Origin of the sequence: Curtobacterium sp. PsM8 (assembly GCF_030433875.1) — a bacterium.
Classification (GTDB): domain Bacteria; phylum Actinomycetota; class Actinomycetes; order Actinomycetales; family Microbacteriaceae; genus Curtobacterium.
The window spans coordinates 24,157-37,692 of sequence record NZ_JARUXD010000033.1 but is presented as its reverse complement, the minus strand read 5'-3'; the positions used below and the strand labels follow the sequence as shown (position 1 = coordinate 37,692).

At 66.3% G+C, this 13,536-nt stretch carries 14 protein-coding genes; 2 read left to right on the top strand and 12 right to left on the bottom strand.

The features are described 5' to 3' along the window. The first annotated feature begins 87 nt into the window (after nt 1–87). Entirely contained in the window at nt 88–588 is a 501-nt protein-coding gene (locus QCD68_RS09550; RefSeq protein ID WP_301222850.1) for a hypothetical protein, read from the top strand. Nucleotides 589–709: 121 nt separating this feature from the next. Beyond that, the gene (locus QCD68_RS09545) at nt 710–2,128 is read left to right on the top strand and encodes a PIN domain-containing protein (RefSeq protein WP_301222849.1); all 1,419 of its coding nucleotides are present in this window, start codon (nt 710–712) and stop codon (nt 2,126–2,128) included. Between the two features lie 334 nt (nt 2,129–2,462). On the opposite strand, the gene QCD68_RS09540 is transcribed toward QCD68_RS09545, so the two are convergent. The 12 genes from QCD68_RS09540 to QCD68_RS09485 all read right to left on the bottom strand — a co-directional run bounded on the left by QCD68_RS09540 (nt 2,463) and on the right by QCD68_RS09485 (nt 13,504). Continuing rightward, entirely contained in the window at nt 2,463–2,696 is a 234-nt protein-coding gene (locus tag QCD68_RS09540; protein WP_301222848.1) for a hypothetical protein, read from the bottom strand. Next, nucleotides 2,693–4,927 carry a hypothetical protein gene (locus QCD68_RS09535; protein WP_301222847.1) on the bottom strand — a complete coding sequence of 745 codons (2,235 nt, stop codon included), beginning with the start codon at nt 4,925–4,927 and terminating at the stop codon, nt 2,693–2,695. The genes QCD68_RS09540 and QCD68_RS09535 overlap by 4 nt, the downstream gene beginning before the upstream one ends. Nucleotides 4,928–5,199: 272 nt before the next feature. Next, the gene (locus QCD68_RS09530; protein WP_301222846.1) at nt 5,200–5,640 is read right to left on the bottom strand and encodes a DUF4913 domain-containing protein; all 441 of its coding nucleotides are present in this window, start codon (nt 5,638–5,640) and stop codon (nt 5,200–5,202) included. A 124-nt stretch (nt 5,641–5,764) separates the two neighbouring features. After that, a complete protein-coding gene (locus QCD68_RS09525; protein WP_301222845.1) occupies nt 5,765–7,393 on the bottom strand; it encodes a type IV secretory system conjugative DNA transfer family protein in 1,629 nt (542 codons plus the stop codon). After that, a complete protein-coding gene (locus QCD68_RS09520) occupies nt 7,393–8,130 on the bottom strand; it encodes an HNH endonuclease family protein (protein ID WP_301222844.1) in 738 nt (245 codons plus the stop codon). The genes QCD68_RS09525 and QCD68_RS09520 overlap by 1 nt, the downstream gene beginning before the upstream one ends. Beyond that, entirely contained in the window at nt 8,127–8,348 is a 222-nt protein-coding gene (locus tag QCD68_RS09515) for a hypothetical protein (RefSeq protein ID WP_301222843.1), read from the bottom strand. The genes QCD68_RS09520 and QCD68_RS09515 overlap by 4 nt, the downstream gene beginning before the upstream one ends. Before the next feature lie 2 nt (nt 8,349–8,350). Next, nucleotides 8,351–8,740, bottom strand: a complete 390-nt coding sequence (locus tag QCD68_RS09510) for a hypothetical protein (protein ID WP_301222842.1) — start codon at nt 8,738–8,740, stop codon at nt 8,351–8,353. Between the two features lie 43 nt (nt 8,741–8,783). Continuing rightward, nucleotides 8,784–9,860 carry a C40 family peptidase gene (locus QCD68_RS09505; protein ID WP_301222841.1) on the bottom strand — a complete coding sequence of 359 codons (1,077 nt, stop codon included), beginning with the start codon at nt 9,858–9,860 and terminating at the stop codon, nt 8,784–8,786. A gap of 4 nt (nt 9,861–9,864) precedes the next feature. Beyond that, a complete protein-coding gene (locus QCD68_RS09500) occupies nt 9,865–10,323 on the bottom strand; it encodes a hypothetical protein (protein ID WP_301222840.1) in 459 nt (152 codons plus the stop codon). Nucleotides 10,324–10,327: 4 nt separating this feature from the next. After that, the gene (locus tag QCD68_RS09495) at nt 10,328–11,668 is read right to left on the bottom strand and encodes a nucleotide-binding protein (RefSeq protein WP_301222839.1); all 1,341 of its coding nucleotides are present in this window, start codon (nt 11,666–11,668) and stop codon (nt 10,328–10,330) included. Nucleotides 11,669–11,699: 31 nt separating this feature from the next. After that, a complete protein-coding gene (locus QCD68_RS09490; protein ID WP_301222838.1) occupies nt 11,700–13,196 on the bottom strand; it encodes an ATP-binding protein in 1,497 nt (498 codons plus the stop codon). Nucleotides 13,197–13,210: 14 nt separating this feature from the next. After that, complete coding sequence (locus tag QCD68_RS09485) at nt 13,211–13,504, bottom strand: hypothetical protein (protein ID WP_301222837.1); 294 nt, start codon at nt 13,502–13,504, stop codon at nt 13,211–13,213. Between the last annotated feature and the right edge of the window lie 32 nt (nt 13,505–13,536).

The window sequence follows — 13,536 nt, the reverse complement described above, 5'->3', positions numbered from 1 at the left end:
CCCCGCTGGGTTTCACCCAGCTCACCAAGTGCTCGGGGGTCAGGCGCAACGCCGTGAAGCTGCGGCCCGACCGCTACCATGCGCCTCGTGGAACACTTCGACTTAGGACAGTTCCTCAGCAGCCTTCTCGCTACGCTCAGCGGGTCGACAGTGGTCGCCGTCGTGTCCTTCACGGTGCTCTCGAGGCAGCGCCGCGACCGCTACCAGGAACAGCTCTTGAGCCTGCTGCGGACGAGCATCGCCGCCATCATGACCTTCTCACGTGCCGTCGTGTTCGACGAAAATGAGTCGGAGCGCAGCCGGATGGTCGCTCACACCGAGCTGATGCTGCTCGGGGCAGCCACGCGTGGCAACGACGCGCGGCTCGCGAACCTCATCGCCACCGAGTTCTGGTACCTCTCCGACGCGCAGAATGCGGCCCGGTCACGGACGACCGCCGAGCTCGCGAGCCACCTGTCGGCGATGGCGAACTCGAAGATCCCACGCAAGGTGATCGCCGAGTCGGTGCACGAGACCGCGAAGGACTTCCGGCCGCATGCACAAGCACCTGACTCCGCTTACCCGGGCCCGAACTCGGAACCTGCCTGAGGGCGACGAGAGAGCCCTCTATCCCGTGAACGCGCATCACCGAGGCCGACGCAGATTCCAGCTTTAGCGTCAGCGGCACCGCGACGGAACAACCGATCAGAACCCGCAGAAGGTGGACCCAATGATCCTGGTAATCGACGCGAACGCGATCATCCCCAACCCTGAACTGGTCGGCTCAGCGTGGGAGGACATCACCGCTGCGATCACCGAAGGGGTGCTCGAGGTGATTGTGCCCCAGATCGTCGTCGCTGAGATCACTGGGCGAGTCCGCGCCATCCGACGAGCTCAACGACCGCGAACCGATGGCACGCATGGCGTTCCGCAGAGCGTTCAGGACGCCGTTCAAGCAGCCCGCGATGAGGTCGAACGCTGGGCCGCACAGTACGACCCGGTCACATTCCTCGCGGCCGCCGGCGCGGAGGTCAGGGAGACCCCGAATGTCAGCCATGACGTCCTCGCCCAACGAGCTATCGACCGCGTTCCCCCCTTCAACGCGAACGGCGGCGGCTACCGCGACACCCTGCACTGGTACACGGTGCTCGAGGTGATCGCAGAACACCCCGACGAAGAAATCGTGCTGCTGTCGAACGACAACGGTTACAAGAATAAGGCGCAGGACGATCTCCACGACCGTCTCCGGAAGGAAGCCGAAGAAGCTCTCGGTGCAGGCATCATTACGTTCTGTCAGGAACTCAAGGAGTTCGTGCCGCCGCGGAAGTTCGCCGGCAATGAGATCCGGGCCTTTCTCGCCAACGACCACGTGCACGAGCTCATGACGGCACTGTTCCCCGACGATCAGCTCCACGCCCCGGACCTCTGGCACAAGCTCGGCTTGGATGATCCGGTCGACGCCGATGTGACCGACCCGGGTGATCCTGAAGTCGTCTTTTCCTACGCCCGGGACCTCGTCGACGGCGGCGACTGGTACCGGACCCGACTCCGCTTCACCGCACGCGTGGTGTTCGACTGGGTCGACTGGGTCGAGGACGACGACGCCGAGGGCTCCAGAGAGCAGCTCGACATCACCGTCTGGTACACCGTCGACGACGACGGCTTCCACGTCGATCCGGACCGCACTGACCTGCAGCCCGCGCCCATCCACACGGCGCCGCGACTCGACTTCCTCGATCCCGAGACCACGCGAAGTCTCACGTCGAGCGCCTTCTCGGCCTGGAAGAACCAACAGTTCGGCGCTGCAGTCCTCGCAGCGCGAGGAGTCGCCCTGCCGAAGTTCGACCTGGCCCCGGCGACGGGCATCATGATCGGCGATCTCGTCAGGCAAGGGTTCCGTCCGAACTTCACTCTCGGAGCTGAAATTGCACAACACGCAGCTCTGGGCGCAAGCATCGGTTCCATCGGTGCCGCGATCGCGCGCGCCGGTGCCCTCGGCAACCCAGCGTGGGCATCCATCTCAACAGTGGGACGTCAAGCAGCACGCGACCAACTCGACGCCGAGGACCAGCTTGACCAGTCCGACGAACAGCAGCCGGACGACGAACAGCCTGACAAGCAGAACCCCGACGACGCGCCTCCTCAGTAGCAACGCAACGTCACTACAAGACCGACGCGATATGCGCGCTGGCTCTGCCGCCTGGTCTGCCGCGCTCGGAGTTTTCTGTGACGGACGCCAGCGCCAGATCCTCGCCAACTCGACCTCTGGATGCTGCGCTGTCGGGCCGATAATGTACCTTATGTCAACTCAAATCGAATTTGCGAGTCCTAACAGGTGGTGCTCTCGCCCCCGATGCGTCCCAAGCAAGCTGCATGAGGCGGCGGTGTAGTCGGTGCAACACCTGTCGTTTCACAACGCATAGACAGTGACCGGCCCGACCAGTGAGGTCGGGCCGGTCACCGTGAAGCAGATCTGGTGCGCTCTAGCTTCTTCGCCGCCGCCTGGATGCGATGGTCAGAATCACTGCGGTGATCCCGACAACGATGCCGAGTGCGCCAGCGAGGATGGAGAGAAGGCTCAGCAGGCCGAGCCCGATGTTGGCGCCGCCATCTTCTGGTCCGTAATTCACGTCCAGGTAAAATGCTGCCAGGCCAAGGTAGCCCACGGTAAGCATCACACCGGCGACGATGTATAAATTTTTGGCTATGTCCTTCACTTAGAACTGCCCTTTCCCTTGTAGTGGCTCTTGCCTCCGGTTCGAACTGCAATGAAGTAAATTCCTGCAGCTCCAATGCAATTGTTCTGACTGATGCTGCCCTTCTTCGGATATGCCTTTGCGCACTGCACGATCAAGCCGGCGAAGAAGGCATTATCGCAGGCAAGTCGCGGAGTCCGAGACGTTGAGAAGTAGCAACGATCGTGGGTGTTGCACACGTCGTGGAAGTATGCCTTGAACCAGCGTTCCGGAGAATAGGAGCAGCCGTTCACCTTATCGACGGCCGTACGGAAGACAACAGTATCGGCATCTTCTGGTGATTCACCTGGGGGCGGAGTAACTGCTTCTCCCTCGTTCGCGACACGAAACTGCCATGTCGGCGATGTCGCTTCCGAGGTGCTGCTCCAGGATGATGCTGCCTTCACTGTCGCTGACCAAGCGTAGGTGTGGCCGCGGGTCAAACCAGATGAGACAGTGGGATCGATGTACGGATCGGATTTCCACTCGTTCCCGGTGAGGCTTGTGCCAGTGGTGATGTCGGTCAGTTTGAATTTGAACATCGAGTCAGCGGGGAAGAGACCCAGATCACTCAACACCGTAGTAAGGAAGACGTCCTGCGGCACGACGGTACCTTCCGCAACCGATGGCAGCATGGAAACAGTCGTCCAGTCCCCCACGCCGAAGGCGTAATTGGAGACGTGGAGGTAGTCGGATGGGTCAGCGACTGCGGCTTGGATCGTGACAGTTCCAGAGACTGGAGGAATCGCGGCAGTCAGAGTCGTCGGACCGGCCTGGTTGAGTTCGGTACTCCCTATCGGCATGCCATTCGCAGTGATCTCAAGCGTCTGGTCGGAGGCCGCCGCTGCTGGCGCGGTTACTGTGCAGAGAACAGGATTCTCAACGGTGTGCTGTGCAGTCCCCCAAGATCCGGGGTCTGCGCCCTTGTCACACGAGATGCTGGGGTCGGCGCGGTTAACGTACCAGCCTTGAACGTCGAGAACGTAATCCGTGGCAGCGGCGACGTTATTGAGGCTGATCTTGCCGTTGGCGCCGATGGGTACGGTGATTGTGTTGGTGCGAATAGTGGTCTGGTCAAAGTTGATCGAGGTCGTGTTTGGCCGGGCGGTTCCGTCAGCCCAGACGGTTGCGTTGCCCGAGCCAGCGGTCGTCTTCAGCGCCGTGAGAGTCAGCACCACTGCGTTGATGCCGGATCCCATCACGGGAACGCCGGCAGCGCCGGCGATCTGAATGGAGCGGGTTTCGTTGTTTGCCAGCGCGGTCCGGCCTCCGGTGCGGGTGTCGTAAGCGCGACCCGCACCGGGTGTGAACGCGCTGCCACCCTTGCCAGCGGTCGTGAAGTAGCCCTGTACATCGACGAGGATGTTTGTCATGCTGTTGGCGTTGTAGATCGTGATCTTGCCGCTCGCGGAGAGCTGCACCTGTGCCTGCATCGAGGTCGCGACGCCGCCGGCGTAGTTGAACGAGTTAGCCGGCCGGGTTGTGCCGGTGGCATAAGGCGTCAGGTAACCAACGCTGTCCGTGGTGTTCACCGCGATCAGGTTCACGATGACACCGGACGCGCCAGCAGGAACACCAGCGGTTCCGGTGACCTGCACGTCGATGCTTTTTCCTGACGCCACAGTGGCCTTAGTGGCACCAAGTCCGGAGCGAGTGTCAACGATCCGTTTTCCGTTCGACGGGACGAACCCGCCCGGCGCGGTGCCGTCCGTATTCGCTGTGTAGTACCCCTGGACGTCGAGGATTAGCCGAGACGCGGTCTCTGCTTCTACTTGAATTGTGCCGTCAGCGTCGACGGCGAGGACGGCGGAGAAGGATGTGTTCTGCGTGTCTTCGCCGCCGTAAATGCCCATCATGGTGGTTGGCTCATTCGCGTTGGGTCGGCCAAATAGCTGCCCCTGAGTCGAGATGTCAGCCACCGTTGCAACGACGGAGACCGCGCCTACTGTGCCGTCGTCGGGCACGCCGGCCTTACCGCTGACGGTGATGGTTCTCCACGTTTTCGCCGGCATCGGAGTGTTGTAGCCACCGATGCTGTTTTTCGTGTCCAAAATTCGGCCCGTCGAGGGCACGAACACCCCACCGGTGCCGGTGTCGCTTAGGGCCTGTGCCGGCGTGGCCACGAGGACGGAGCTGATGAGTGCGAGAGCGCCGAGAGTCGCGGCAGCGATGCTGCGTGCTCTCGTGCGCGGAGTGTGCAGCAGAGTGCGCACAGGACCCCCTAGGTCGGCAACAGCACGATTTGCTGTCAGTCCGCGCAGCTTAGAGAAACCTGATGAGTTGCTTTTGGCCCTCTTCTAGGGGTGCCCGCAGGAAATCCCAGGTCAGAAGGGGTCCTTCCGGTGCGGTATGAACGAGTGCTCAGGAAAGATCTTTGCGCAGGCTCGATCTAGAACAACTTTGTACCCTGTCCCGCGTACCCCGTAGGGTGCGGTGCTCATCTGCCAGACCGCGCGCTTCAGCGTTCGCGCTCACTAATCGAGAGTCAGAACAGCTCGACGTCGTCTGCCGGTATCGCGGGAACGATCGTCAACCCTTCACCCTTGTTGTCCGCGAGGTGCCCGGCTGGGTTGCAGGCTCGGAACGGCCCGTACGTGCCGTCGAAGATGATGCGTGCGTGGTGGTCCCAGTGCTGCACCCACCATGCCGACTTGGCCAGCCCGTCGCCTTCGGACTGCAACTTCGCGGCCCTCGCGTAGCCCTTCCAGGAAACGTAGAGCCGCTGCACGACCTCCGGGTGCCTCCACCACTCGGGGCACCACGCAGGCTTTCCCCGCACCGGAACACCGTGCGCTTCGACGTGGCTCAGCTGCATCTGCACCCACTTCAGGAACGCCTCGCGTGGGTTCTCCTTCGGCTGCACCGGCCGCTTCTTTCCGCCCGCTGGCGGAGCACCGCCGGCGGCGTCGACGAGCTCACCCGTCATCGGATCCGACGGCGGTGCGTCCTCGTCCTCGAGGGGCGGGGGGCCGTCGTCGTCCGGCGGTGGGACGTCCCCACCGGCGCCCTGTCGCGCCACTGGCCCGTACCCGTCGGGCCAGTGGTTCGAGTCAAACGGGGTCGACACGAGGTGCCCCGTCTGCCGTCGACGGGCGCTCCGCCGGCGTCTTCTTCTCCTTGACGATCTTCCCGTTCTTCACTTCGCGGCCCTCGACCATCGCGGTGAGCACCTTGTCGAGGAACCACGGGCGGGTCCGGATCAGGACCGGTCCCACATCGGAGGAGTCGAACACGGCCCGCCACTTCGGCAGGTGCGCGAGGACATCGGGAGGCAGGATCGGCTTCGACTTCGCCGACCGGGACTTCGACGTGCCGTTGCGGCCGGACGAGGTGTTGGTGGTCCACTCGTCGTAGTTGCCGATGCTCTCGGAGAACCGTTTGAGGAACGGCGACTGGGTCGACTCTCCGCCACCGTAGACGCGGATCGAGGACGCACTCCACAGAGTGTCGGCGCCCTCGGCGCCGAACACACGGACGATCTGCCCCCACGACTGGAAGTACATGCCGAGGATCAGCCCCATCGACCCGTAGAAGGACACGACGTCGGGCAGCTCCGGCCACCGGACGATGTTCGCGACCTCGTCGAGCTCGAACACCACCGGGGTGGTGATGCGGCCACCTGCCGCGGCCGCGGCCCGCTCCCCGGCACGGGAGATCGACCGGACCAGCGACGCGACGAACGCACCACCGGATCCGGGGCCGTTCCGGGAGATCAGCACCGCGGTGTCGTTGCTGCGCACGAACGCTTCCGGGTTAAACTTCCGCACCCCCGGCGCGCTCGTCCACGCGAGCAGCTTGTCGTTCGCGATCGCGGACGCCATCCGCTGCGCGGTGGCGTAGACGCTGCCCCGCGTCTTCTCCGGCTGACCCTTCAACCCGATCAAAGCCGACTCCGGCCCGGACAAGCCGTGCTTCTGCATGATCGCGCGGATCTCGTCATGCTCCTGCTCCGTGATCCACGCGTACACCTGCCCGAGACCCGTTCCCTCGAGCTTCGCCGCGAGCAGCGCGTAGGCGAACAGGTCGCGGCCCTGCGAGTCGAACTGGGCGTCGCTCTTGCTGTCCGCGTCCTTGGTGCTGGCCTCGAAGATCGCCGCGAGCTCCTGCGCCGTGGTGAGGTCCTCGACGTCCCACAGCGGGTCGTAGATGAAGTCCGGCCGCTTGTCGTGCCGGTACACCTGCGTCGGGTCGTACACCCACTGCTCACCCGTCCGCTTCCGGCCGGCGAGGACCTCCATGACGCCGTCGACCTTGATCGTGGACATCACCGCGGGGCCAGGCGCTTCGAGCATGTGCCGGACGACAGAGCCGGTGGTCTTCCCACGGCCGGGACCGAAGATGTAGATCGCGACGTCCCGCCACCCCTGCCACACCCACGTCATCCCGCCACCGACGAGCGTGCCGATCTTCTGCCCCGGGGCCAGGTCCGGCACCCGTGGGTGCAAGGTCTTCCGCGTCGCCTTCAACCGCGCCGGGTACAGCACCGGTGCGAGGTTGTTCCCGGCGCGGAGGTACCGCTGCATCCGGTCGACCGGGTTACCGCCTCGTGTGCGAACGAGGAAGAGCACACCGCCGGCGAGCACGAGCACCACCACGGCAACGATCAGCGCGGTCCCCCACCATGGCCACTGGAACTGCTCGAGAGCGGTCTGGAACGGATCCGGCGTCGTCGTCTTCATCAGTTGCTCCCCGTGCTCATGCACCCGGTGAGGGTGCGATCGAGTGCGTGCTCGTCGGCGGTGGCGATCGACAGGCGCCACTTCGTGGCCACCGCCACGAACGACGTCGCGTACGGGCACGCGTCGCCGGCGTTCGGCGGCATCCACTCCCCCGGCCCGGAGTCGGACTTCTCCTCGTTCGCGGTCCCGTCAACGGCGACGAGCTCGACCGGGTCGTTGGCGAATGCTTCCCTCTTCACCGGCGTCCAGGACGCAGCCCCGTGTCGCCACACGAGGCCGAGCGGCCATCGGTGATCGATCTGCACCGCGAGACTCGAGGTCGGCCCGCGCTGGAACGCGATCGTGCGGCCTGTGTACGGATCCTGCAGCGTCCCAGAGAGCACCACGCACCCGTTAGTGCCTGGCTTGGTGACGACGTCGACCAGGTCGCGGCGGAGGACGTCGTTGCGGGTGTCGCACCCGTTGTGGTCGACGTCGGCCCACGCTGGCCCGAACGCAGTCCGGTCATAGCCCGGCACGTACGCATCCGACAGCGGCAGCGCGTGCAGATCCTGCAGCGCATCCGCCGCCGCGGCGGCCGACGCCGTGCTCGAGGAGGAAGGCTGCGCCGGCGCCGCCGCGACGTCGTCGCCACTCGCAGTGCTCGAGTGGACGAACGGCCCTGCCAGGGCACCGACGCCGGCGGCCGCGACGAGGAGCGCGGCGATCACGAGCTGCTGTTTCCTTCGGCGTCTCATTGGGGGTCCCCTTCCCGGTCCCACGACTCGGCTTCCTGCAGCAGTTGCCGTACGCGCCGTCGGGAGAGCCCGGACGCTTCCGCGGCGCCCTTCTGACCGAGGACGGCGACCGATGCGACGATCGCCTCGTCCCGCTCCCGGCGGGCCTTCTTGTAGGCGCTGGTGACCTGATACACGTACTCCGCGGTCCCGGTGATCGCGCGGCTGATCCCCGACATGCTCAGCACTTCCGGCCGGTCCACAGCGCGACCGCCGGCACTTCCTGCAGCCCGGCACCGTCGAGCTCCAAACCGCCGGCGAATCGCACCACAGAATCCGCCGGCGTGAGCGCGGCGAGACGTTCCAGCACCGCGGCGACACTGCCGCAGAGCCGGGTGAGGGCGTCCACGCGCCGGTAGTGGTGATCGGGCTGGTACTGCAGCAGATCCACCGCGTGTGCCGGCGTGGTGAGCGCGAGCAGGTTCGGGGGTGCCTCCCCCTCGAGCGCGGAGAACAGCACCCCGTATGCGGCCTCCTGGCCACGCCAGGTGATCGTCGTGCCGACCTCGAGCGCGGCGAGGTCCTCGAGCGTCATCGCGGCCGCGTCGACGCGGGGCGTGAGTGCTGTCATGGTGTGTTCCTTCGCTTCGTTGATCTGCTGGCGGGTGTGCGGGTCAGAGCCCGTCGACGGGCCGCCACACCTGGCTGTTCGGGGTGCCCCACACCTTCTGGATCTTCACGACGTCGCCGACCTTCGGAGCGGCGATCATCATGTCGCCGCCGAGGCTGATCCCGACGTGCCAGGCGTCGTTGCCGCCCCAGAAGATGAGGTCCCCGGGCTGGACTTCGGACAGGGGGTGCATCTGCCCGCGGGCGACGCCGTTGCGCCACTGGGTTGTCGCGGAGTGCCCGGCGTCGATGTTGATACCGATGCCGGCGTACGCGACCTTCGTCAGCCCGGAGCAGTCCCACACGTTCGGGCCTGCGCCGCCGAGGACGTACGCCTCCCCAAGCTGCTGCTTCGCGAACCCGATGACCTGGTTGATCTGCGCCGCGTGCGGTCCGGTTGCCGGCTGCTCGCCGGCCGCGAGGGCGTTGTTCGTCCCGCCGGCACTGGCTCCTGCAGCGGCTCCTGCCGTGCAGGTGGCACCCTCGTTGGTCTGCGAGACCGTGGACACGGTGACGCCGGACAGCGCGTTCATCATCTCGACCGCGTACGCCGACTTCGTCGCATACGCGTCGGGGAACGCAGATCCCTCGACCGCCTGCGCGGCCTCTCCCGGCGTCTTCGTCTCCCAGCCCGGCACCTTCACCAGGCGCTCGTAGAACAGGTTGATCGCGTAACTGATGTCCGTGACCTGCGCGAGGGTGCCCCACCCCATCGACGGCCGCATCTGGAACAGGCCCGCAGAGTCTCGATCGCCGCCGGAGAGGTTGTTGAGGGTGGACTCGGTCATCGCGGCCATGAGCGCCGTCTGCTGGGCGTGCTGCGTCAGGCCCCGCTGCTTGCCGATCGAGAGGATCGCCGCGGCGTTCTTCACCTGGTCGCCCGAGTACGGCCCTACCTTCGCCGGCAGGTTTCCCGCCTCGACGTCGACCGCGGTTCCGGCGACCGCTCCGGCCGCCCCGCACGTCGCGGCCGCGGCACGGTCATCGCCGCCGCTGATCACCGTGATCAGCAAGACGACCAGCAGCACGATACCCACCACTGGGGCGATCGCGGCCACCGCGATCATCCCGCCCTTGCCCATCGGCTCAGCTCCCCGCGTTGACGTAGGACGCCAGCCACGGGTCGGCCTTCGTGTCACGGTGCATCGTCACCGTCACCGGGCCGCCCGTCGACGCCGTGAACTGGTACGCCCGATCCGTCGACGTCTGCTGGTCTCCGACTGGCTTGCCGTCGTCGTGGACGCCGGCACACGGAACGTTCCCCGGCTGGACGGCTGAGTACAGCTGCCACGCGTCGGACGTCAGGAACGGCGTGAGCGATCGCTGCCAGACGTTCTTCGTCACGTCCGGTTGGCAGAAGTGGTCGGCGACGGTGTGCGCGACGTCGTCCGGCTTCGGCGCGGCAGAGCGCGTCGGGGTCGGCGTCACCGTCTGCGCCGCGTTGGTGTGCGTGCGCTGCAGCTCCGCGGCGACCTTCACCACGACCACCGCCGCGACGATCACCACCACGACCGCGAGGACTGCGAGCACCCGCTTCCACGTCATCGGACTACAGCCCCTTCGCGACGGCGGCACCGGCCGCGAGCCACGCGAGCTTCGTGGACTCGTGCAGGGCGTCGTAGTTGATGATCCGGGCCTTCAAACCCGCGTCGTACGGGATCGTCAGCACGTCCCGGCCGAGGACGGCGTCCTGGAAGCGGCGCACCTGTTCCGCAACCTTCTCGGGCTTCACGTCGCTGGTCTCCACGCCGACGATGACGACGGCGTTCTCGGCGAGCTCCTTGTAGCGGCCGCCGGCGGCGATGAGCTGTTCGAGCAGGAGCGCTGCGGACTCGCACCACTTGTCATCCGTCGTCGTCGGGACGACGAGCTGGTCCGTCCGGTCGAGTCCCGCGAGCCACATCGGGTCGGTCTCGTCGTTGCCGGAGTCGATGAGAACGAGCCGGTAGAACTTCGTCAGCACCTTGTGGACCCGGTCGACCGTCCCGGCGTCGAACCGCTGCCCGGAGGCGAGGATGTCGGGCTTGGACTTCAGGACGTCGTAGCGGTCGCGGGTCTGGTGGTGGACGTACTCGGCCATGTCCGCTGACCGAGCCTCGGTTCCCAACAGTCGGTCGATCTCCGGCAGCAGGTCCAGCACGGACGCGTCGTGACGAGCGGATTCGGTGGACCAGCCGAGGGTGCCACGGGTCTGGTTGTTGTCCCAGGCCACGGTCGCCGCCCCGGAGTGCCTGGTGAGGACGGTCGACAGGCACACCGTGGCGAGGGTCTTGCCGGCACCGCCCTTGCCGTTGGCGACCATGACCGTGCGCGGGCCGACGTGGTGCTGGCTGACCAGGTGCACCTGCTCCCGGTGCCGCCGCTCCGCAGCCGACGGCGCCATGCGCAGCCCCGCGCGGGTGAGGAACCCGCGGAATCCGGTGGTCGCGGGCTCTTCCACGGTCTCCTGCGTGAGGAACGACTGCCGTGCCTCCCGACGCGTCGTCGGCGCTTCGACGGCCGGCGACGACGGTGCTGCAGTAGGAGTCGGCGCGGCGCTCACCGGGGGCACCGGTGCGGGCGCGAGGTCGACGGGGATCTCGCGCGACGTCGACGGGGCCGGCTGCTGCGGCCGCGCCTCCCACGGCGAGCCCGAGTCTGCTGGATCCTCGACGGGACCGGTGACGGGGGCGATCACGCCGGCATGGTCGATGCTGAACACGGTCTCGGCGCCGGTGCCGGCGTCGTGGCTCCGCACGACGCGGGCAGCCCCGGCGTGGGCGGCTCGCTGCTGCAGCCAATCCATCGCGTCGGGGTAGGCGCTCTCGCCGGCGAAGGTGGCGTCACCGATGGTGACGTGGTCGCCGTTGGCGACGAGGTCGTAGTCGACCTGCACGGTGCTGTGAGCCATGATCGTTCGTCCTTCTGTGTCGGAGCGTGGGTTAGTAGCGCAGGTCGGTGTCGTGCACGGCCATCTGCGTGGCGGTGCGGAGCATCTTCACCGGGATGCCGACCCGCTCGTTGATCTTCAGGAGCACCTTCCCGGCGCCGGGAGGGGCCCCCTTCGCGCCCTTCTGCCGACGCGTGCCGTGCCAGGACTCGCTCTGCGAGAACTTCGCAACGGTGGTGATCTCCTTCGGCGTCAGCGGCCGCACCTTGTTCAGCTCGAGCAGGTCGTCACGGCTGAGCCCCATCAGCAGCAGGAGGCCGGAGCGTTCGATGAAGCCCCTCGCCTTCTCCCGGTCTTCGGAGTTGCGCAGGGACAGCAGATCCTTTGGGGAGTGCGAGACCTTCAACTCCGCGGTGCCCTTGGATCGGTTCGTGCGCGAGAGCCGATCGATGAGGTTGACCATCCCGTCGCAGGCGCGAATCGGATACCAGAACTCGTCCATCAGGGTCGTGTAACCGCCCCAGGTGACCTTCGGCTCGTACACCTCTCCGGCCGCGGCCGCTTCGTCGACGAGGCGTTGCTCGTGTTGCGCGAGCTCCCAGTGCGCGTCGATGGCATCCATGCCGAGCGACCAGGTCGACAGCATCGCCGCGGAGAGCAGCTTCGTCTCGGCTTCGTTGATGGATGAGGTGTCGAAGCAGAACCCGCCACGGTTCCCTGGCTCGAACTCGACCGGGTTGTTTCCTGCGAGCATCTGTCCCATCTCGCCGACCAGGAGCGACTGCAGTGTCTCGCCAAGCTCGCTGAAGCGCTGATGGAATGTCGTCGCGTCGCGCTGACGAGTGAGCGCGAGCATCCGGTCGGAGGGGCTGTCGAACACTCGGATCAGGTCTGCCGTCGACGGGTTCGGTTCGCGGTCGAGGATGGTGTCCACGAGCGCCACGAGCGCGGTGTCTTCACCAGCGGTGATCGAGGAGCCGCCTTCGTCGTCCATGCGCGCGATCTTCACGGCCGTGCGAACCAGGTCGATCGCCTTGGACCGGGCGAGCTGGAGCAGCTCGCTTCCGACCTTCCCGCCGATCCGCTGCGCCGCGTAGCCGAGCGGGCCGGGCGAGAGCAGGTTCACCTGGTGGAGAGAGCGTGGGCCGATGGAGAACACGGTGGCACCGAGCTCGGTGGCCCACTGGACATGCTCGCCCTTGATCGGGTCCCAGATGCCGGGCGTCAACCCGCGGCCGACCTGGCCACCGATCATCGTCTGCGCGGTGGAGGACTTCCCGAGACCGTTCAGGCCGAAGAGGAACGCAGAGGGTGAGGAGATCACGTTCGACCGGAAGAGGGCGTCGTGGTCGGTGCAGACCGCGGATCCGGTGTTCATGTCCTGCCCGAGCGGGGCCCCGTTGATCGGACGCCCCGTCCCGGCACCGAACGGGTACACCCCGCACAGTTGCACGCTCGAGCCGAACCACCGGGGCGGCTGCGGCATCTGCTCCCACCCGCCCCCGTTCGCACCGAAGAACCCGTACGGGGTCAACGTCTGCGTCTTCATCGCCGCGCGCCCCATCAGCGTGCCCCCTCCGACGGCGAGTGGCGGGGTGCTGCCGCGATCGAACTGAAGTTCCTGTCGGCGGAGCAGAGGCCGTACACCGCCAACGGGTCCAGCGGCTTCGACGCGTCCGATGGGCCGATCGGAAGGACGAGCCCACCCAGCGCGGCCGCCCACTGGTGGCCCTCGACGGGCGAGCAGAACTTGCGCACCCTGGAGCGGTCCACGGTGCCGTAGATGACCTTCGGGAGGATCCCCGGCCCAGCGGCGAGGGCGAGCAACTGGTCAGCGCGGGTTGGCGTGTCGTTCACGGAGTGCTCCTGTCGTGTGTGCGAACCGGTGC